Origin of the sequence: Kitasatospora sp. NPDC059408, assembly GCF_042751525.1 — a bacterium.
GTDB lineage: Bacteria > Actinomycetota > Actinomycetes > Streptomycetales > Streptomycetaceae > Kitasatospora.
Map to the genome: position 1 here is coordinate 85,176 of NZ_JBHYWI010000024.1, position 18,502 is coordinate 103,677.

Here is an 18,502-nt window from a genome sequence, read left to right on the forward strand (position 1 = left end):
GATTCCTTCCGTGAGTTTGACCATCGACATCACCGGACTGCCCGACGAGCGCCTCGTCTTCACGCCGTCCCCGCTCGCCGAGCTGAACGCGATGCTGCACGTCCTCGCCGAGCCCGGGCACCACCCCGCGCTGCACGGCTGGGCCTCCTCCACGGCCGCGACGATCCCGCCCGAGCTGTCGGAGCGGCTGCTGGAGGCGGACTTCCTCTGGCGCTCCTCCCGCGCGGACTTCCTCGTGCCCGGCCTGCCCGGCGCCACCCTCGCGGAGGAGCTCGACGCCGTCGACCGGGTCGACGACGAGCTGTACGTCACCGCCGCGCTCATCACCACGTGCGGCTCCTCCAGGCTCACCCGGCGGATGGCCTCCCCGCTGAGCGATCCCGTCGCGAACGAGCGGGCCCGCGAGCTCGCCCTCGCCCGCGGCCCCCGTCAGGCCGCCTTCGCGGACCGGCTGCTGGCCGACCCGCCCGCCGTACGCGCCCTGGTGCGGCGGATGCTGGAGGACTGCGGGTCGGCGTTCTTCGCCGACGCCTGGCAGCGCGTCCTGCCCGACCTCGCCGCCGACGCCCGGCGCAAGGCCGACCTGGTGCGCCTGCGCGGCGCCGGCGAGGCGCTCGCGGCGGTCTCGCCGTCCGTCGCGCTGGAGCAGGGCGCGGACGGCCGGCGCCGGATCGTCGTCGACAAGCTCCAGGACAACGCCACCAGTGGGGTGGCGAGCGGGGGAGTGACGTTCATCCCGACCGCGTTCGGCCGTCCGCACCTGCTCGTCGTGCACGCCCCGGGCTGGCGGCCGGTCGTCCAGTACCCCGTGGCCGAGGCCGGGCTGCCGGAGCCGGTCTCGCTGGCGCTCGTCCAGCAGCGGCTGGAGGCGCTCGCCCACCCGATCCGGCTGCGCCTGGCCCGGACGATCGCCCGCGGCCCGCACACCACCGGCGAACTCGCGGCCGCCTGGCAGCTCTCGGCCCCCGAGGTCTCCCGCCACCTCGCCGTGCTGCGCAAGGCCGGACTGCTGGTCACCCGGCGGCGCGGGCGGTACATGCTGTACGAGCTCGACCTGGCCGGCAGCGCCCGGCTGGGCTCCGACCTGCTGGAGGCCGTCCTGCGGTGACCGGGGGAAGGGTGACCGGGGGGAACACGGTCGTGGCGGCCCGCGTTCGTCGGGCATGACCCGTGACACGTCCTCGACCACTCCCGAGATCCTCCGTTACACCGCCTTCGCGACCCGCCCCGAGGGCGGCAACCCGGCCGGCGTCGTCCCGGACGCCACCGGGCTGTCCGACGGGCGGATGCTCGCCATCGCCGCCGAGCTCGGCTACTCGGAGACCGCCTTCCTCACCCCCGGCACCGGCCGCGGCGCCTACGCCGTCCGGTACTTCAGCCCGCTCGCCGAGGTGCCGTTCTGCGGGCACGCGACCGTGGCCTCGGCCGTCGCCCTCGCCGCGCGCACCGGCCCAGGGCGGTTCGTCTTCAGCACCGCGGCCGGGGAGGTCCCGGTCGAGGTGGCGGCGGACGCGGACGGCGTGCTGCGCGCCACCCTCACCAGCGTCGAGCCGAAGGTCGAGGACGTGAGCGAGGGCGACGTCGCCGGGGCGCTCGCCCTCCTCGGCTGGGCCGCCGCCGATCTGGACCCGGACCTGCCGCCCCGCGTCGCCTACGCCGGCGCCCGTCACCTCGTGCTCGCCGCCGCCACCCGCGACCGCCTGGCCCGCCTCGCGTACGACTTCGACGGCCTCGCCGCCTACATGACGGCCCGGGGCCTGCTGACCCTCCAGCTGGTGTGGCGGGAGAGCACGCACGTCTTCCACGTCCGCGACCCGTTCCCCGTCGGCGGCGTGGTGGAGGACCCGGCCACCGGCACGGCCGCCGCCGCGTTCGGCGCCTACCTGCGCGAGCTGGGCGCCGTCGGCGCGTCGGCCGTCCTGACGCTCCACCAGGGCGAGGACCTCGGCCGCCCGGGTCTGCTGCACGTCGAGCTGCGCGAGGGCGACGCCCGCGTCCGCGTCTCGGGCGCCGCCGTCCCGATCCGGTAATCCCGGGTTTCCCGCCCGACCGGTCGGTCGGCACAATGCGCCCCGGTTTTTATCCAATGGCCCGAGGGGTGTCAATGGCGGCCGACCGGCAAATATTTTCCGGTGCACCCGGCGCATACCGGTCTGTCCGTTTTGCGAGGCGGCAAATAGTTTCCGGTTGACAGTCGTTCCGGGGTATTGAATTCTTTGGATCAATGCTTCCGTTCGCTGAGCGGCGTTGCCCTTTCCCCCAATGACCCCGATGGTCCCGAATGACGTCGTCATTCCGGGTGGCTTCGCCTTGCATTTTTGTACCGCAATCCGACAAGGAAACCGGCGTGCACACTTACCTGAACCTCAAGAAGTCCGCGCGGATCAGCCACGACTTCTGGGAGGTCACCTCCGAGGCCGGGATGTTCGACATCGTGGTGTCCGGCCTCGGTGACGGGCGGCACCGGGCGCTGGCCGACGGCCACGAGTTCGTGAACATGTCCTCCTACTCCTACCTCGGCCTCGACACCCACCCCCGGATCGTGCGGGCCGCCGCCGACGCGGTGCTCGCCGAGGGCGCGCTCAACAGCTCGACCTCCCGCATGCGCATCCGCTTCGGTTCGCTGCGCGACGCCGAGACCGCGCTGTCCGAGCTGTTCGACGTCGAGGCCGTCACCGTCGCCTCGTGCGCCGCCGCGGCCTGGGCGAGCCTGCCGCTGCTCGCCTCCGGGCTGCTCACCGACGACGTGCCGCCGCTGATGGTCTTCGACAAGAACGCGCACTTCTGCCTCAACGCGCTCAAGCCCGCCGTCGCCGACGAGGCCGAGATCGTCACCATCGCGCACAACGACATGGCGGCCCTGGAAGACCTCTGCCGCAAGCACCCGCAGGTCGCCTTCGTCGCCGACGGCGTCTACAGCACCGGCGGCGCCGCCCCGATCGCCGAACTGCTGCGCCTCCAGGAGAAGTACGGGCTGTTCCTGTTCTTCGACGAGGCGCACGGCGTCTCCACCGTCGGCGAGCGCGGGCGCGGCGCCGTCCTGGAGGAGATGGCCGCGCGCGGCGGCATGAACGACCGCACGCTGATCATCACTTCGCTCAACAAGGGCTTCGGCGCGTCCGGCGGGGCGATCTTCCTCGGCCGTAACGGCGATCGGAAGCGCCGCGACACCGCGCTGCGCAACGGCGGCCCGCTGATGTGGTCACAGCGCATCAACACCGCCGGCCTGGGCGCCGTCATGGCCTCCGTCGAACTGCACCGCTCCCCGGAGCTGAAGGAGCTCCAGCTGCGGCTGCAGGACAACATCTCCCTCTTCGACTCGCTCGTGGACACCTCGTTCAGCGGCGACGGCCTGCCGATCCGCTTCGTGGACATCGGCTCCGAGGAGGCCACCATCCGCCTCGCCGGGGAGCTCCTGAAGCGCGGCTACTACACCTCGCCGATCTTCTTCCCGGTCATCGGCCGCGGCAAGGCCGGCCTGCGCCTGATGCTGCGCGCCAACATGGCCGAGGCGGAGATCCGGGACTTCTGCACCGCCCTCAACGACGGCCTGCGTGCCGAGGGCCTGGCCGCCAAGGCCGCAGGCGCCCAGGAGCAGCGCCGATGACCGTCCTGCAGTCCCACGTCGACACCTCCTCCGAGGCGTTCCGCCGCAACTCGGCGGCGTTCGACGAGAAGCGGCAGGTCATCGCGCGGGCCAGGGCCACCGCCGTGGCCGGCGGCGACGAGCGCTCGCGGCGGCGCCACACCGAGCGCGGCAAGATGACCGCCCGTCAGCGCGTGCACCGGCTCCTGGACCCGGGCACGCCGTTCATGGAGCTGGGCCAGCTGGCCGGGCACGAGGTCTACGACGAGCACGTGCCCTCGGCCGCCCTGGTCACCGGCATCGGCGTGGTGAGCGGCCGGCCGGCCGTGATCTTCGCCAACGACGCGACCGTCAAGGGCGGCAGCTACTTCCCGCTGACCGTCGAGAAGCAGCTGCGCGCCCAGAACGTGGCCCGCGAGAACGGCCTGCCCTGCATCTACCTGGTCGACTCCGGAGGCGTCTACCTCCCGCTGCAGGAGCACCTGTTCCCGGGCGAGCACCACCTGGGCCGGATGTTCCGCAACATCGCCGAGCTGTCCGCCCTCGGCCTGCCGCAGATCGCCGCGGTCATGGGCAGCTGCACCGCCGGCGGCGCGTACATCCCGTCGATGTGCGACGAGACGGTGATCGTGCGCGGCACCGGCACGGTGTTCCTCGGCGGCCCGCAGCTCGTGCGCGCCGCCACCGGCGAGATGGTGGACGCCGAGACCCTCGGCGGCGCCGACCTGCACACCCGGGTCAGCGGCGTGGCCGACCACCTGGCCGAGGACGACGAGCACGCGCTCGCGATCGTCCGGGAGATCATGGCCCGCGACAGCCGCCCGGCACTCGCCCCGCCGCCGCGGACCCCGCGCCCGCCGCTGTACGACCCGGCGGAACTGCCCGGCATCGTCAGCGCGACCCTGCGCGAGCACATCCCGGCCAGGGACGTCCTCGCCCGCCTGCTGGACGGCAGCGAGCTCGTCGAGTACCGCGCCCGCTACGGCCCGACGATCGTCTGCGGCACCGGCCACATCGGCGGCTACCCGGTGGGCGTCCTGATCAACGACGGCGTCCTCTTCCCGGAGAGCGCCCAGAAGGCCGCCAACTTCATCGAGCTGTGCACCCAGCGGGACATCCCGCTGCTGTTCCTGCACAACATCAACGGCTTCATGGTCGGTGCCGAGTACGAGGCCGACGGCATCGCCAAGCACGGTGCCAAGCTCGTCAACGCCGTCTCCACCGCCAAGGTGCCCAAGTTCAGCCTGGTCGTCGGCGGCAGCTACGGCGCCGGCAACCTCGCCATGTGCGGGCGCTCGATGGGCCCGCGGCTGATGGCGATGTGGCCGAGCGCCAAGTCCACGGTGGTCGGCGCCGAGCAGACCGCGACGGTGATGGCGCTCCTGCGCAGCGACCAGCTGGCGAAGGAGGGCAAGGTCCTCTCCCCCGAGGAGGAGGAGTCGATCAAGCGCCCCATCATCGAGACCTACGAGCGGCAGTCCCACCCGCTCTACTACGCCGCCCGGATGTGGGTGGACGCCGTGGTGGACCCGACCGAGACCCGCGAATGGCTGGCGCTGTGCCTGGCCATGTCCGTCGACGCTCCCAAGCAGGAGACGCGCTTCGGCGTGTTCCGGATGTGATGACGAAATGATCAAACGAGTCCTGATCGCCAACCGCGGCGAGATCGCCCGGCGGATCGCCCGCACCTGCCGCCGCCTCGGCGTCGAGTACGTCGCCGTGCACTCCGACGCGGACCACCGCTCCGCCCACCTCGAAGGCGCCGTCGAACGCGTCCGGATCGGGCCGGCCGCGGCCGCCGAGAGCTACCTCGACGTCACCGCGCTCGTGGACGCGGCCTTACGCACCGGCTGCGACGCCGTCCACCCCGGCTACGGCTTCCTCTCCGAGCACCCCGGCTTCGCCGCGGCCGTCGCCGCCGCCGGGCTGGTCTGGGTCGGACCCGACGCCGAGATGATCACGGCCATGGGCGACAAGTCGACCGCCCGCGCCCTGATGGCCGCCGCCGGCGTGCCCGTCCTGCCCGGCTCCGAGACCGCCACCGAATCGGCGGAGGCGATCCTCGCCGACGCCGAGCGGATCGGCTACCCCGTGATGCTCAAGCCCGTGGCGGGCGGCGGCGGCAAGGGCATGCGCGTCGTGCGCGCCGCCGCCGAACTGCCCGACGCCGTCGCCGAGGCCGTCCGGCTCGGCCGCGGCAGCTTCGGCGACGGCCGGCTGCTCGTCGAGCGCTACGTCGAGCGGCCCCGCCACCTGGAGGTCCAGGTCTTCGGCGACCGCCACGGCAACGTCGTCCACCTCTTCGAGCGCGAGTGCTCGCTGCAGCGCCGCCACCAGAAGGTCGTCGAGGAGGCCCCGGCCGCCAACCTGCCCGACGCCGTCCGCGCCGAGCTCCTGGAAGCGGCCGTCCGCGGCGCCCGTTCGCTCGGCTACGTCAACGCCGGCACCTTCGAGTTCATCGTCGACCCGGCCGACCGCTGCTACTTCCTGGAGGTCAACACCCGCCTCCAGGTGGAGCACCCGGTCACCGAGGAGATCACCGGCGTCGACCTGGTCGAGTGGCAGCTGCGCGTCGCCGACGGGCAGCCGCTCCCGCTCGCCCAGGACGAGATCACCGCCACCGGCCACGCCGTCGAGGTCCGCGTCTACGCCGAGGACCCGGCCGAGGGCTTCCGCCCCGCGCCCGGCCGCGCCGCCGCGGTGCGCTGGCCGGCCGGCGTCCGGGTCGAGGCCGCCTTCGACGACACCACGACCGGCCACGGCACCGGCGCGGCCGGATTCGACGCGGGATTCGACGCCGGACTCGACGCCTTCGAGCCGGAGTTCGGCGGATCCGCCTTCACCGGCGGCGCCGAGGTGCCCGCCTTCTACGACCCCATGGTCGCCAAGCTGATCGCCCACGCGCCCGACCGCCCGGCCGCGCTGCGCCGCCTGGCCGACGCCGTCCGCGGGACCGCCCTGCTCGGCCTGACCACCAACCTGGGCTTCCTCGCGGAGCTCCTGCGGGCGCCCGCCGTCGTCGCCGGCCGGATGGACACCCACCTGGTGGACGCCCTGGTCGCCACCCCGGCGGAGGGCAGCACCACCCCGGCCGAGCGCGCCGAGGCCGCCGCCGCGTGCGCGGCCGCGATGCAGCTCCCGCCGCTCGACGGCGCCCCCGCCTCCCCCTGGCAGGGCACCGTCGGCCCGTCCGACCGCCGCCGGCTCGACCCGGTCGCGCCGTTCGGGCGGGTCGAACTGCGCCACGGCAGACGAACCCTGGGCGTCGGCCTCACCGCCCGCCGCGGCGCGAGCGCCGAGGTGCAGGTCGAGGGCCGGCCGTTCACCGTCGCCGCCACCGCCGTGCCCGGCAGCCCGGGCCTGTTCCGCGGGACCGTCGACGGCCTCGCCTGGACGGGCCTGCGCACCGCAGCCGGCTGGGAGCTCGGCATCGACGGGCACCGGGTGGCCCTGGCCGACCGGAGCGTCGCCGGCGCGGGCGCCGCGGCCGCCGACAACGCCGTCAAGACGCCGATGCCGGGCACCGTGGTCGGCCTCCTCTGCGAGGTCGGCGACCGGGTCGAGGAGGGGGCCGCCCTCGTCGTCGTCGAGGCGATGAAGATGGAGAACCGCATCCTCGCGCCCTTCACCGGCGTCGTCACCGCGATCACGTGCGCCGTGCGCGACCTGGTCGCCACCGAGCAGGTCCTGGTCGAACTCGCGCCCGCCGACGACGACGCCTGACCCACGCACCACCCACCCCTGGAGCAAGGAGCCCTCGCATGTCCGCAGGAACCGACCCCGCCACGCTGTTGCTGGTCGGCGGGGTACGGGCGGTGTCGCTCGGCCTCGACATGGCGGAACTCGCCCTCGACCAAGCCCACGAGCGGGGGCTGCGCACCCACCTCACCAACCAGGAGGCGGTGCTCGCCGCCACGGAGGCGGTGACCGGCCGGGCCGGCGCCGTCTCGGCGGTGGACTTCACCGTCCCCGGCGAGACGGCCGCCTGGGCGCGCCGCCAGGTCGCGGACGGCACCCGGTTCGACGCCGTCCTCGCCCTCCAGGAGATGGCCCAGGTCGCCGCCGCCGACACCGCCGAGGCCCTCGCGCTGCCGGGCAACCCGCCGGAGGCCGTCCGCCGCGTGCGCACCAAGGACGCCTGCCGGGAGGCGCTCGCCGCGGCCGGCTTCCGCCAGCCCGCCGTCCGCCTCTGCGCCGGCACCGACGAGGCCGCGGCCTTCCTCGCCGCGTCCACCGGGCCCTGGATCGTCAAGCCCCGGGACGCGATGGGCAGCACGGGCGTGAGCCGGATCACCGGCCCGGACGGGCTGGCGGACGCCGTCGCCCTGCTGCCCGGCACCGGCCCGTTCCTGGTCGAGGAGTTCGTCGACGGCGCCGAGTACAGCGTCGAGGGGCTCTTCCTCGACGGCGCGCCGGTCGTCCTCGCCGTCACCGAGAAGGAGAAGGTCGAGCCGCCGTTCTTCGTCGAGGTCGGCCACATCCTCCCGGCCGAACTCCCGGACGCGCGGCGGACGGAGATCGAGCGGACGGTCGCGGCGGCGCTCGACGTCCTCGGCCTGCGCCGCGGCGCCTTCCACGTCGAGCTCTGGCTCGGCCCCGACGGCATCGTGCTCGGCGAGGTCCACAACCGCTACGGCGGCGACTGGATCCACCGCATGCTCGGCCACGTGATCCCCGGGTTCCAGGTCTACGGCCTCATCTACGACGACCTGCTCGGCCTCCCGCGCGAAGCGGCCGACCTGACGCCGGTCCGGGCCGCCGCCGCCCGCTACCTCACCCCGCCGCCGGGGAAGGTCGTCGCCGTCGACGGCTGGGAGGAGGCCGCGGCCCACCCCGACGTGCTCCGCGCCGAACTCGCCGTCGCGCCCGGCGGCACCGTCCGCCCGCTGCGCACCTCCGGGGACCGGGCCGGCGTCATCGTCGTCGGCGCCGACACCCCCGCCCAGGCCCGCAAGCTCGCCCGCGAACTCGCCGACTCGGTCCGCTTCACCGTGGAGTCCGAGTGACGACGACTGCCACCGCCCCGCCGGCGGCGAGTCTGCTGCGCCGGCTCACTGCGTCGTTGCTGCCAGGCTCCCGGCAGGGCCGGATCATGGCCGCCGGCACCACCGTGGACGCCGTGGCCAACGGCCTCTACCTGGCCACCGCCACGCTGTACTTCGTCCACTACCTGAACATCAGCGCCGTCGCCGTCGGCACCGCGATCGCCTCCGCCAACGTCGTGGGCCTGATCAGCCCGCTGGTCTTCGGGCCGGTCGCCGACCGGTTCGGCGCCCGCCCGGTCTACGTCGCGCTCACGCTCGCGCGCGGCGCCGGGTTCATCGGGTACGCCCTGGTCGGCAGCTACGCCGGGTACCTCGTCGTCACGTGCTTCACCATCGCGGCGGCGCGGGCCTGTTCACCGTTGCTGCAGGTGATCGTCGGCGAGTTCGAGGGGGCCGCCGAGCGCACGAAGACCATGGCCTCGCTGCGGGCCATCACCAACATCGGCCTCACCGTGGGCTTCCTGCTGGCCGCGCTGGTGCAGGCCGCCCACTCCCGGGCCGCGTTCGTCGCCCTGTTCCTGTTCAACGCGGCGGCCTTCGCGGCGGTGGCCCTCGCCGTGGTGCGGGCCGGCCGGGTCGCGGGCGGTGCCGAAGCGCCGGCGCCCGCCGCCGGGGCCGCACCGGCCGAGGCCGCCGCGACGGGCGGATCGCCCTACCGGGACCGGCGGTTCCTGCTGGTCACCGCCGCCAACGCGATCCTGATGCTGCACGACTGCGTGCTGTTCATCCTGCTCCCGCTCTGGGTGGTGGAGCGGGCCGGGCTGCCGGCCAGCGCCAGCTCCGGCCTGCTGGCGATCAACACCGTCCTCACCGTGGTGCTCCAACTCTCCGTGGGCCGCCTCGCGCAGGGGCTCGCCAGGGCGCTGAAGATGCTCCGCGTCGCGTGCCTGTTCCTGGTGCTGGCCTGCGCGTTCTTCGCCTTCGCCGACGGACGGGGCGAGTACCTGGCGCTGGGGGCCGCGGTGGTCGCCGTCGCGATGCTGACCGTCGGGGAGAACCTCCACGCCGTCTCGCGCTGGGAGATCTCCTACGAACTCGCGCCGCCGGCGGGCCGGTCCAGCTACCTGTCGCTGTTCAGCACCGGCATGAGCGCGCAGCTGATCATCGGTCCGTTCCTGGCAACCGGCCTGCTGCTGCCGGCCGGCGCGGCGGGCTGGGTGCTGCTCGCCGCGCTGTTCGCCGGGGCCACCGCCGTCACCGTCCTCGCCTCGCGCGGCGCCGTCGCGGCCGAGCGGGCCACCTCCACGGCCGAACCGGAGGCTCTGACCAGCTGATGTCACTCTGTGTTGCTTGAGTAGGTATATAGTTGCTTGATTGAATACACGCCAGGAGTTAGGCTCCCCTGAACGTGCCGAGGACACCCCTCCGGCACGGAACCATGGGGGTGGGGACTCTTGTCGGCGGAGAGACTCACGGTGCCGTGCGAGGCACTGGACATTCCCGCGCCCCTCGACCACGACGAGTCGGCCGTCGCCGAACTCCCGGGGCTCGCCAGCCTGTTACGCGACTGGCGGGCCCGGGCCGGGCAGCGGCTCGGCCTCGGCAAGCCGCTGCCGCAGATGACCGTCGCCACCACGCTCGGCATGAGCGAGCGCTGGTACCGCGACCTGGAGCGCGGTGGCAGCGCCCGCTTCGACCCCAGGCTGCTGGGCAGGCTCGCCGACGTCCTGCTGCTCGACGCCGACGAGCGGGCCTCGCTGTACCTGTACGCGATGGGCGGCACCCCGGCCGTCGGACCGCACGCGCCCGGTGACCTGAGCAACCTCCAGGAACTGGTCGACCGTCAGATGCCGGAGCCCGCCTACCTCGCAGACCACGCCTGGAACGTCGTCGGCCACAACCGGGCCGCCGCCGAGTGGTTCCCGTGGGTCGCCCGCCCCGGCGCCAACTTCGTCCGCTGGCTGCTGACCGACCCCGAGGCCCGCGCGCAGATGGCCGACTGGACCTGGCAGGCCCGGATGACCCTCGCCATGATCCGCTTCGCCATGGCCGGCTACCCCGGCGACGAACAGCTCGTCGCGCTGCTCACCGAGGTCCTGCGCGACCCGGTCTGCCGCCGGCTGTGGGCCGGCCGGGCCTGCGTGGTCGCCAACCGCGACGGCGACCGGTTCAGCCTGCACCTGCCGCACGTCCGCCCCGAGCCCGTCGAGGTCGTCGCCCAGGTGCTCAGCCCCGGCGGCCGGCCGGACCTGCGCTTCGTCGTGCTGGCCCGGCCCTGACCTGACCCCGTCTCACTCGTAGCGCAGGCCGCTCGGCCGCATCAGGCGCAGGAGTTGCGGCAGTCCGAGGGCGGTCGTGAGGAGGACGGCACCGGCGGCGATCGCGGCCGTCCACAGCATCGCGCCCCAGTCGACGGCGAAGTCGAGCCCGGCCGTGTACTGCAGCACCGCGCCCATCCCCAGGCCGCCCGCCGTCGCCAGCAGCACGCCGAGCGCCATCGGGACGAGCGTCTGCCAGAGCACCGAGAGGCCGAGGACCCTGCGCCGGGTGCCGACGGCGTTCAGCACGCCGAGGACGCGGCGCTGCTCGCGGAAGCGCTCCAGCTGGCCGACCAGCAGGCCGAGCGCGACGAGCAGGACGGTGACCGCGGAGCCCGCGGTGAGCAGGCGCTTGACGGCGAGGTAGGTCGGGTCGAGCGTGCGGTCGAGCGGGAACTCGGTGCGCGCCTGCGGGTCGATCGCCATGACGTTGCTGGTCAACTGCTCCTTGGCGTCCGGCAGTCCGGGCTCCATCGACACCAGGACGGTCGCCGGCTGGCCGCGCAGCGCGGCGGCGGGCACGGAGCCGGGGGTGAGCAGGAGCATGCCGCTGCCCATCCGCCCGTCGGGGTCGCCGCCCACGATGCCCGGGACGGGCGTGGCGGCGGGCAGCTGCCAGGCCGCCGGTTCGCCCTGGCCGCGGAAGAAGGCGGCGTGGACGGTCGTTCCGGGCTCCGCCCCGCTGGTGGGCCTCGACTCCGGTCCCTTGAGGACGAACGCGTCGCCGTCCTTGCAGTCGGGCAGTGTCACGAAGCCGCGCAGCACGGCGCAGCCGGCGATCCGCACCGAGGGCATCTCCCACGGCTTCCCGGTGGGGCTCTCCAGGGAGAACTCGGTGTAGGCGGCGGTCGCGGCGACCCCGGTCGTGCCGGCCAGTCGCTGGGCGAGTCCGTCGGCCCGGGGCGCGCCGCCGGGGAAGGTGACCGACTGCTGGTACGGGCCGGTCTCGGGGCGGTGGCGGGGCAGTCGCTCGTAGCCCGCGCTGACGCCGAGGAAGAGCGTCTGCAGGGCGATCGCGCCGGCGATGGCCACGACGACGCCGCTGACGGCGGCCGACGCGGGCCCGGAGCCCAGCTGGAGGCGGCGGACCGCCAGCTGCCAGGACAGCCCGCCGCCGCCCGCGCGCCGGGTGACGGCCTCGACCAGCCAGGGCAGCAGCGCGCAGACGCCGATCAGCATCAGCAGCAGGCCGAATGCGACCAGCAGCGAACCGCGGGTGTCCTGCACGGAGTTGAGGAAGGCGGTGCGCGGCAGTCCGCTCGGGTTGTCCTGCGAGGGCAGCACGAGCGCGAAGACCGTCACGGCCAGTCCGGCCGGCGGCAGCAACAGCCGCCAGCCGATCCGGCGCCGGCCCGGGCCGCTGCGGCGGACCACGCCGAGCGGGTCGACGGCGACCCGGCGCAGAGCGGCCAGGGTGACGCCGACGGCCAGCAGCGGCACGACGACCGCGATCACGGCGGCGATCGCCGGGTGCGGTGCGACGTCCTGCGGGTAGAAGCTGAGGTCCGCGAGCCTGATCCGCCCGATCGGCTGCCGGGCGGCCGCGAACAGGACCGCGCCGGCGACCAGTCCGAGCACGGCGCCCACCAGCGACTCCCCGGCGGCGATCCGGGCCGTCGTCCGGCGGTCCGCGCCGCCCAGCCGCAGGGCGGCGAGCCTGCGGTCGCGCCGCTCGCCGCCGAAGCGCGCGGCGGCGGCGAGGAAGACGCCGACCGGCGCGAGCATCACCATGAGGCCGACGGCGTTGAGCAGGACCAGCTTGGGGTCCATCGGCTTGGGCGGCGAGAAGTGCCCGTACGCGTCGATCCGGACGGCCCCGGTGTCCACCGTCAGGCCGTCGCCGCCGAGCACGTAGTCGGCCTGGGCCGGTCCGAGCAGCCCGGCGGGGCCGATGGTGCCGACGACGGGGTAGGGGAGGCGGTCGCGCAGGAGCTGGTTGGCCGGGTCCCGGAGGAGGTCGGCGAGGGCGGGGGAGACCACCATCCGGCCGGGCCCGGGGTAGGCGCCCACGCCCGGCGGGAGCGGCGGGTTGGCGCCCTCGGGCTGGACGACGCGGCCGCGGACGGGGGTGCCGCGGAAGGTCGTGTCGGCGGTGGCGATCAGGACGGTCCGGTCGCCGGGGGAGGGGATGACCTCGTCCTGGAAGGTGTCGTTCTGGGTGTACAGGCGGTCGTTGCGGTGCTGGACGATGCCGGGGAAGGACGCGGTGAACAGCAGCAGCGCCACCCCGAGGCCGACGCCGCACGCGGTGAGCAGCAGCCGGCCCCAGCCGTCCCGGCCGCCGCTCAGCGCCAGGCGCACGCCGAGGCCGAGGTGGTCGAGGAAGGGGGAGCGGACCGTCCCGTCCGTCCGGGTGCTCATATCGCCGCCGCCAGGTCGCGGGTGCGGCCGTCGCGGACGACGACCTCGCGGTCGGCGTAGGCGGCGACCCGGACCTCGTGGGTGACGAGGACGACGGCCGCGCCGGACTCGCGGGCGGCGCGGGTCAGGAGCTTCATGACCCGCTCGCCGTTGAGGGAGTCGAGCGCGCCGGTCGGCTCGTCGGCGAAGACGGCCCTGGGCTCGGTGATCAGCGCCCGGGCGGCGCCCACGCGCTGGCCCTGGCCGCCGGAGACCTCGCCGGGGCGCTTGGCGGCGACGTCCGCCACCTCCAGGCGCTCCAGCCACTCGGCGGCGCGCGCCTCGGCGGCCCGGCGGCGGATCCCGTTGAGGCGCAGCGGCAGGGCGACGTTCTCCAGGCAGGACAGCTCGGGGACGAGCTGGCCGAACTGGAAGAGGAACCCGAATTCGGTGCGCCGCAGGGCGGAGAGCTCGGCGTCCGAGCAGGCGGTGAGGTCACGCCCGCGGTAGGTGATCGTGCCGCTGTCGGGGCGGGCGATCCCGGCGAGGCAGTGCAGCAGCGTGGACTTGCCGGAGCCGGACGGGCCCATCACGGCGACGAGTTCGCCGGCCGCGACGGTGAGCGAGGCGCCCTCCAGGGCGGGGGTGGGCCCGTAGGACTTGTGCAGGTCCTCGGCGGAGAGCAGGGGTTCGGGGGCGGTCAACGCTGGGACTCCGTGATTCGGGCGGCGAGTTCGTCGAGGCGCGCGGCGGTGAGTTCGAGCCAGCGCAGGTCGGCCTCCAGGTGGAACAGCGCGTGGTCGCAGACCAGTTCGTCGGCGAGGTCGCCGTCGAGCTTGCGGCGGGTCAGCTCGCGCATCGCCTTGAGGTGTTCGGCGCGCTGGAGGTCGAGGACGTCGGCGGCCGGGCGGCCGGTCAGCAGGGCGAGCACGACCTTCTGGTAGAGCGTGCTCTGCAGGTACGGCTGCGGGCTCTCCGGGTGGCCGAGCCAGTCGGCGAGGTCGGTGACGCCGGCCTCGGTGATCGCGTACTTCTTGCGGTCGGGACCGCCGCCCGCCTCGACGCCCTCCACGACGACGAGCCCGTTCTTCAGGAGCCGGGACAGCGTCGAGTACACCTGCCCGTAGTGCAGGGAGCGGTCGCGCCCGAAGTGTTCGTCGTAGAGCCGTTTGATGTCGTATCCGTGGCGGGGCCGGCCTTCCAGCAGGCCGAGGAGCATCTGACCTAGTGACATGCCGGGAACTATACACACCATGTATACAGGGGTGTGAATAGTGGCCGGGTGGGGTGGGGGTGCCGGGCGGCGCTAGGATGCGCGCGACATCGTCCGGACCTTCGGGTCCATTCCACGGGGGAATTGATGACTGATCAGACGAGTGGCCGGTGGCTGGAGCTCGGCACGCCGGGCGGTATCGAGGCGTACGTCCACGGCCCGGTGGGCGAGGTGCGCGGCGCGGTGGTGGTCTGCCCGGAGCTGTACGGGGTGAACGCCTACGTCCGCGGGATCTGCGCGGAGCTCGCCGGGCTCGGGTACGTGGCGCTGGCCCCCGACTTCTACTGGCGCAGTCGGCGGCGCACCGAGCTCGGCTACAGCGCGGAGGAGCGTGAGGAGGGCCTGACGCTGATGCGCGCCCTGGACCGCGACGAGCTCGTCGCCGACGCCGCCGAGGCGCTGGACTCGGCCGTCGCCTGGGCCGACGACCACGGCGTGGCCTTCGTGGGCACGAGCATGGGCGGCCACATCGCGGTGCGCGCGGCCACCGAGCTGCGCTTCGACCTGGCCGCCGTGTTCTACCCGGGCTGGCTGCTCAACTCCGGCTTCCCGCTGGTCGGCCCGGTCCCGCCGCTGGAGACGGCCGGGCGCATCGCCGCCAACGGCGTGTACCTGCTGGGCTTCTGCGGCGAGCTGGACCACATCCTCCCGCCCGAGGAGTGGCAGGAGGCCGAGCGGAAGCTCACCGAGGCCGAGGTCGGCCACGAGCTGGTCACCTACCCGGGCGCCCGCCACGGCTTCGCCGCCGACCGCCCGGCGGACCACGACGCCGCCGCCACCGCCGACGCCTGGCGCCGCGTCCACGCGGCCCTGGCCGAGCGGCTGTAGCACCCGGCCCGGATTCGGGGCGTACGACCACTGTGGTCCGTCGGTGCCGGGTCGTACACTCCCGGGATGGACCGCAGGACACCGCCCGTACTCCCCGAGCTGCCGCTCCAGGAGCTGGAGTGCTTCTCCGTGCTGGTCCACCAGCTGCACTTCGGCCGCACGGCCGGGCTGCTCGGGGTGTCGCAAGGCCGGGTCTCGCAGCTGATCAAGCGGCTGGAGGGCCGGGTCGGGGCGCCGGTGTTCGAGCGGACCAGCCGCCGGGTGGAACTGACGGAGCTGGGGCGGGAGCTGGCCGAGCAGGTGGTGCCGGCCTTCGAGCGGCTGCGGGAGGGCTTCGACGCCGCCCGGGCGCGGGCGGCGTCGGCGGACCGGCCGATGCGGGTCGGCTTCCAGTGCGTGGTGTACGAGCCGGTGGCGCGGGCCGTCGCGGGCCTGCCGGGGGGCTCGGTCCAGCTCGTCGAACTGCCCTGGGGGGATCCGTTCTCCCGGCTGGCGCAGGGCGACGTCGACCTCGCCATCGTGCTCGCGCCGTGCCGGGAGCCGGGGCTGCGCGTGCTCATGGAGTTCTCGCGGCAGCCGGTCCGCATCGCCCTGTCCGCCGCCCACCGGCTGGCCCGGGCGGCCGGGGTCTCCGCCGGGGACCTGGCCGGGCTCGGGCTCATCGAACCGCGCGGCCCCGCGCCGGACTACTGGCGCCTGGCGAACGCGCCCCGGCGGCTGCCCGACGGGCGGGACCTGGCGTACCCGGCGGGCGCCGCCACGCTCCAGGAGGGGTTGTCGACGGTGGCCAGCACCGCGCAGGGCCTGCTGCTCTGCGAGGCGAGCGTGCGGTACGTCCAGCGCCCGGACATCCGCTACCTCCCGGTGCCCGACCTGGAGCCGTCGACCCTGCTCGTCGTCCGGCGGGAGCGGGCGGTGCACGGGCTGACGGAACGCTTCCTCGGGCTCCTCGCGGAATCCGTCGGCTGACCCGTCGCGCCGTTGGGCCTTCCAGCGCCTTCCTATGCCTCCAGGCTCCTCGCGGCGTCGCGGATGACGTCGAGGACGAAGGCCGGGTGCGAGAGCATCGGCACGTGGCTGCTGTCGACGGCGTAGGTCTTCGCGCCCATGCGCTCGGCGGCGGCCCGCTCCAGGTCGGGGTGCACGGTGCGGTCGTCGTTCGCGACGATGTACCAGCTCGGCTTCGTGCGCCAGGCGGTGCCGGGGACCTGCTGGGTGAACAGGTCGGCGACCGGTACGGCGCCCGTCGCGAGGACGAGCTTCTGCTCGGTCTCCGGCAGATCGCCGCAGAAGTCGCCGAGGCCCGACTCCTGGAGCCAGATGCGGCCGTCGGCGACCTCGATGTTCTTGAAGACGGGCGTGCCGGGGAACTTCTCCTGCTGGCCCTGCGAGGTCTCGTCCTCGTCGGGGGCGAGCGCCGCGATGTACACCAGGGCGCCCACCCGGTCGTGGACGCCGGCCTTGGTGATCAGGGTCCCGCCGTAGGAGTGGCCGACCAGCACGACCGGTCCCGGCACGCGGTTGATCGCGCGGGTGACGCACGCGACGTCGCCTTCGAGCGAGTCGAGGCCGTGCTGCGAGCTGAGGACCTCGTGGCCCTCGGCCTGGAGCGCGGGGATGAGCCTGCCGAAGCACGACCCGTCGGCCCAGAGCCCGTGGGCGAAGACGATGCTGGCCTTGCCGGTCATGTGATGTCCTCCTGCGTAGGTGGCGGGCCGCGACGGCGCCCCACGCCGAGTATCCGATCGATCACTCATCGTGGCAATCCGCTCTCCCTCCGGCCCTCCCGTCCGCTAGCGCCGCGGCCGGGAGACGACGGCGACGAGCAGCCCGGAGGCCGTCGCCAGCGCCGCCGCGAGGAGCACCGCGCGGTTCCCGGCGTGGTCGATGACGAGGCCGCCCGCCAGGGAGCCGACCGCGATGCTCGCGTTGAACACGCCCGCCCACAGCGCCCCCGAGGCCTCGATCCGGGCCGGGTCGGCGGTGCGGACCCAGGTCTGCGTGGAGACCGACACCCCGCCGTACGACGCGCCCCAGAGGACGAGCGCGAGCACCACCGTCACGACGCTGCCGGTGAGGACGGGCAGCAGGCCGGTCGCCAGCGTGACCCCCGCGAGGGCGGCGGTCACGGCCGCCCTGGGGCTGCGGCCGGCGAGCGGGCCGAGCGTGAAGTTCCCGGCCACGCCCGCGAGCCCGTACACCAGGAGGCAGGCCGCGATGACGCCGGTGCCCAGGCCCCCGTCGGCTTCGAGCACCGGGCGGACGTACGTGTAGCCGGCGAAGTGGCCGAGGACGACGAGCGTCGTGACGGCCAGCCCGGTCGCGACGCCCCGGTGTCGCAGCACGCCCGCGATCCCGTCGAGCCGGCCGCGCTCGTGCACGGGCAGGGCGGGCAGCGTGCGCGCGAGGACGGCGGCGCAGACCACGCCGAGGAGCGCGAGCGCCCAGAAGGCGGCGCGCCAGTCGAGCAGCGCGGCGAGGTAGGTGCCCAGCGGGACGCCGAGGACGGAGGCGATCGAGACGCCGGAGAAGACCATGGTGGAGGCGAGGGCGATCCGCGGCCCGTCGACGAGGCGAGGGGCCAGCCCGGGTACGAGTCCCCACACGATGCCCATCGCCAGGCCGAGCAGGATCCGGCCGGCGACCAGGACGGTGAAGTCGGGGGCGATCGCGGTCACCGCGTTGGCGACGGCGAGCAGCAACATGTGGCCGACGAGCACGCTCCTGCGGTCGCGCAGCCCGATGAGGGCCGGGACGAAGGGGGAGACGCCCGCGCCGATGAGCCCGGTGATCGTCAGGGAGAGGCCGGTGACACCGTCGGTGACGGAGAGGCTGTCCGACATCGGCGTCAGCAGCCCGACCGGCATCATCTCGGCGGACACCACGGTGAACGTGCTCAGGGCGACGGCGACGACGGGGGACCAACGGGTCGCGGTGGAAGGCGAGTTGGCTGGAGCGAGGACTTCCGCGTTCTTCATGGCCCAAGCTCATCAGCCGGCCCGGGGGCGAGCAAGATCGATCAGCTCATGCATCGATTAGCACGGCTCATGAATCACGCCCGGCCGCGGGGGGGCCCCGGGGGGGGGGGGAGGGGGGGCCCCCGGGGCGGAACACCCCCCGGGGGGGCGGGGGCCCCCCCCCCCCCCCGAAAAACGACAACCCCCGGACCGGC

At 74.2% G+C, this 18,502-nt stretch carries 15 protein-coding genes; 10 read left to right on the forward strand and 5 right to left on the reverse strand.

Annotated elements, in window-relative coordinates:
- Positions 1-10 precede the first annotated feature (10 nt).
- The 8 genes from ACFXDE_RS18215 (at position 11) to ACFXDE_RS18250 (ending at position 10,850) form a co-directional block, all read left to right on the forward strand.
- Positions 11-1,108, forward strand: a complete 1,098-nt coding sequence (locus ACFXDE_RS18215) for a DUF5937 family protein (RefSeq protein ID WP_380439251.1) — start codon at positions 11-13, stop codon at positions 1,106-1,108.
- Positions 1,109-1,163: 55 nt separating this feature from the next.
- Positions 1,164-2,030 carry a PhzF family phenazine biosynthesis protein gene (locus ACFXDE_RS18220; protein WP_380495392.1) on the forward strand — a complete coding sequence of 289 codons (867 nt, stop codon included), beginning with the start codon at positions 1,164-1,166 and terminating at the stop codon, positions 2,028-2,030.
- A gap of 317 nt (positions 2,031-2,347) precedes the next feature.
- The gene (locus tag ACFXDE_RS18225) at positions 2,348-3,607 is read left to right on the forward strand and encodes an aminotransferase class I/II-fold pyridoxal phosphate-dependent enzyme (RefSeq protein ID WP_380495394.1); all 1,260 of its coding nucleotides are present in this window, start codon (positions 2,348-2,350) and stop codon (positions 3,605-3,607) included.
- A complete protein-coding gene (locus ACFXDE_RS18230; protein WP_380495396.1) occupies positions 3,604-5,208 on the forward strand; it encodes a carboxyl transferase domain-containing protein in 1,605 nt (534 codons plus the stop codon). Before ACFXDE_RS18225 ends, ACFXDE_RS18230 begins: the two co-directional genes overlap by 4 nt.
- 7 nt (positions 5,209-5,215) lie before the next feature.
- Positions 5,216-7,309, forward strand: a complete 2,094-nt coding sequence (locus ACFXDE_RS18235) for a biotin carboxylase N-terminal domain-containing protein (protein WP_380495398.1) — start codon at positions 5,216-5,218, stop codon at positions 7,307-7,309.
- 38 nt (positions 7,310-7,347) lie between these two features.
- Positions 7,348-8,592: an ATP-grasp domain-containing protein gene (locus ACFXDE_RS18240; RefSeq protein WP_380495400.1), complete on the forward strand. Its 1,245-nt coding sequence runs from the start codon at positions 7,348-7,350 to the stop codon at positions 8,590-8,592.
- On the forward strand, positions 8,589-9,905 hold the full coding sequence (locus tag ACFXDE_RS18245) for an MFS transporter (protein ID WP_380495402.1): 1,317 nt from the start codon (positions 8,589-8,591) through the stop codon (positions 9,903-9,905). Before ACFXDE_RS18240 ends, ACFXDE_RS18245 begins: the two co-directional genes overlap by 4 nt.
- Positions 9,906-10,025: 120 nt before the next feature.
- Positions 10,026-10,850, forward strand: coding sequence for a helix-turn-helix transcriptional regulator (locus ACFXDE_RS18250; RefSeq protein ID WP_380495404.1), 825 nt, complete (start codon positions 10,026-10,028; stop codon positions 10,848-10,850).
- Between the two features lie 12 nt (positions 10,851-10,862).
- On the opposite strand, the gene ACFXDE_RS18255 is transcribed toward ACFXDE_RS18250, so the two are convergent.
- The 3 genes from ACFXDE_RS18255 to ACFXDE_RS18265 are packed head-to-tail and all read right to left on the reverse strand — an operon-like array spanning position 10,863 to position 14,463.
- Positions 10,863-13,250 (reverse strand): FtsX-like permease family protein, encoded by a 2,388-nt coding sequence (locus ACFXDE_RS18255; protein WP_380495406.1) that lies wholly within the window; start codon positions 13,248-13,250, stop codon positions 10,863-10,865.
- Positions 13,247-13,933, reverse strand: coding sequence for an ABC transporter ATP-binding protein (locus ACFXDE_RS18260; protein ID WP_380495408.1), 687 nt, complete (start codon positions 13,931-13,933; stop codon positions 13,247-13,249). The genes ACFXDE_RS18255 and ACFXDE_RS18260 overlap by 4 nt, the downstream gene beginning before the upstream one ends.
- A complete protein-coding gene (locus tag ACFXDE_RS18265) occupies positions 13,930-14,463 on the reverse strand; it encodes a PadR family transcriptional regulator (RefSeq protein ID WP_380495410.1) in 534 nt (177 codons plus the stop codon). The genes ACFXDE_RS18260 and ACFXDE_RS18265 overlap by 4 nt, the downstream gene beginning before the upstream one ends.
- A 126-nt stretch (positions 14,464-14,589) precedes the next feature.
- Between ACFXDE_RS18265 and ACFXDE_RS18270 the strand changes: the two genes are divergently transcribed.
- Complete coding sequence (locus ACFXDE_RS18270) at positions 14,590-15,330, forward strand: dienelactone hydrolase family protein (protein ID WP_380495413.1); 741 nt, start codon at positions 14,590-14,592, stop codon at positions 15,328-15,330.
- A 66-nt stretch (positions 15,331-15,396) separates the two neighbouring features.
- Positions 15,397-16,299, forward strand: a complete 903-nt coding sequence (locus ACFXDE_RS18275) for a LysR family transcriptional regulator (RefSeq protein ID WP_380495415.1) — start codon at positions 15,397-15,399, stop codon at positions 16,297-16,299.
- Between the two features lie 32 nt (positions 16,300-16,331).
- On the opposite strand, the gene ACFXDE_RS18280 is transcribed toward ACFXDE_RS18275, so the two are convergent.
- Complete coding sequence (locus ACFXDE_RS18280) at positions 16,332-17,018, reverse strand: alpha/beta fold hydrolase (protein ID WP_380439229.1); 687 nt, start codon at positions 17,016-17,018, stop codon at positions 16,332-16,334.
- Positions 17,019-17,123: 105 nt separating this feature from the next.
- On the reverse strand, positions 17,124-18,308 hold the full coding sequence (locus tag ACFXDE_RS18285; RefSeq protein WP_380495417.1) for an MFS transporter: 1,185 nt from the start codon (positions 18,306-18,308) through the stop codon (positions 17,124-17,126).
- Positions 18,309-18,502: the final 194 nt, after the last annotated feature.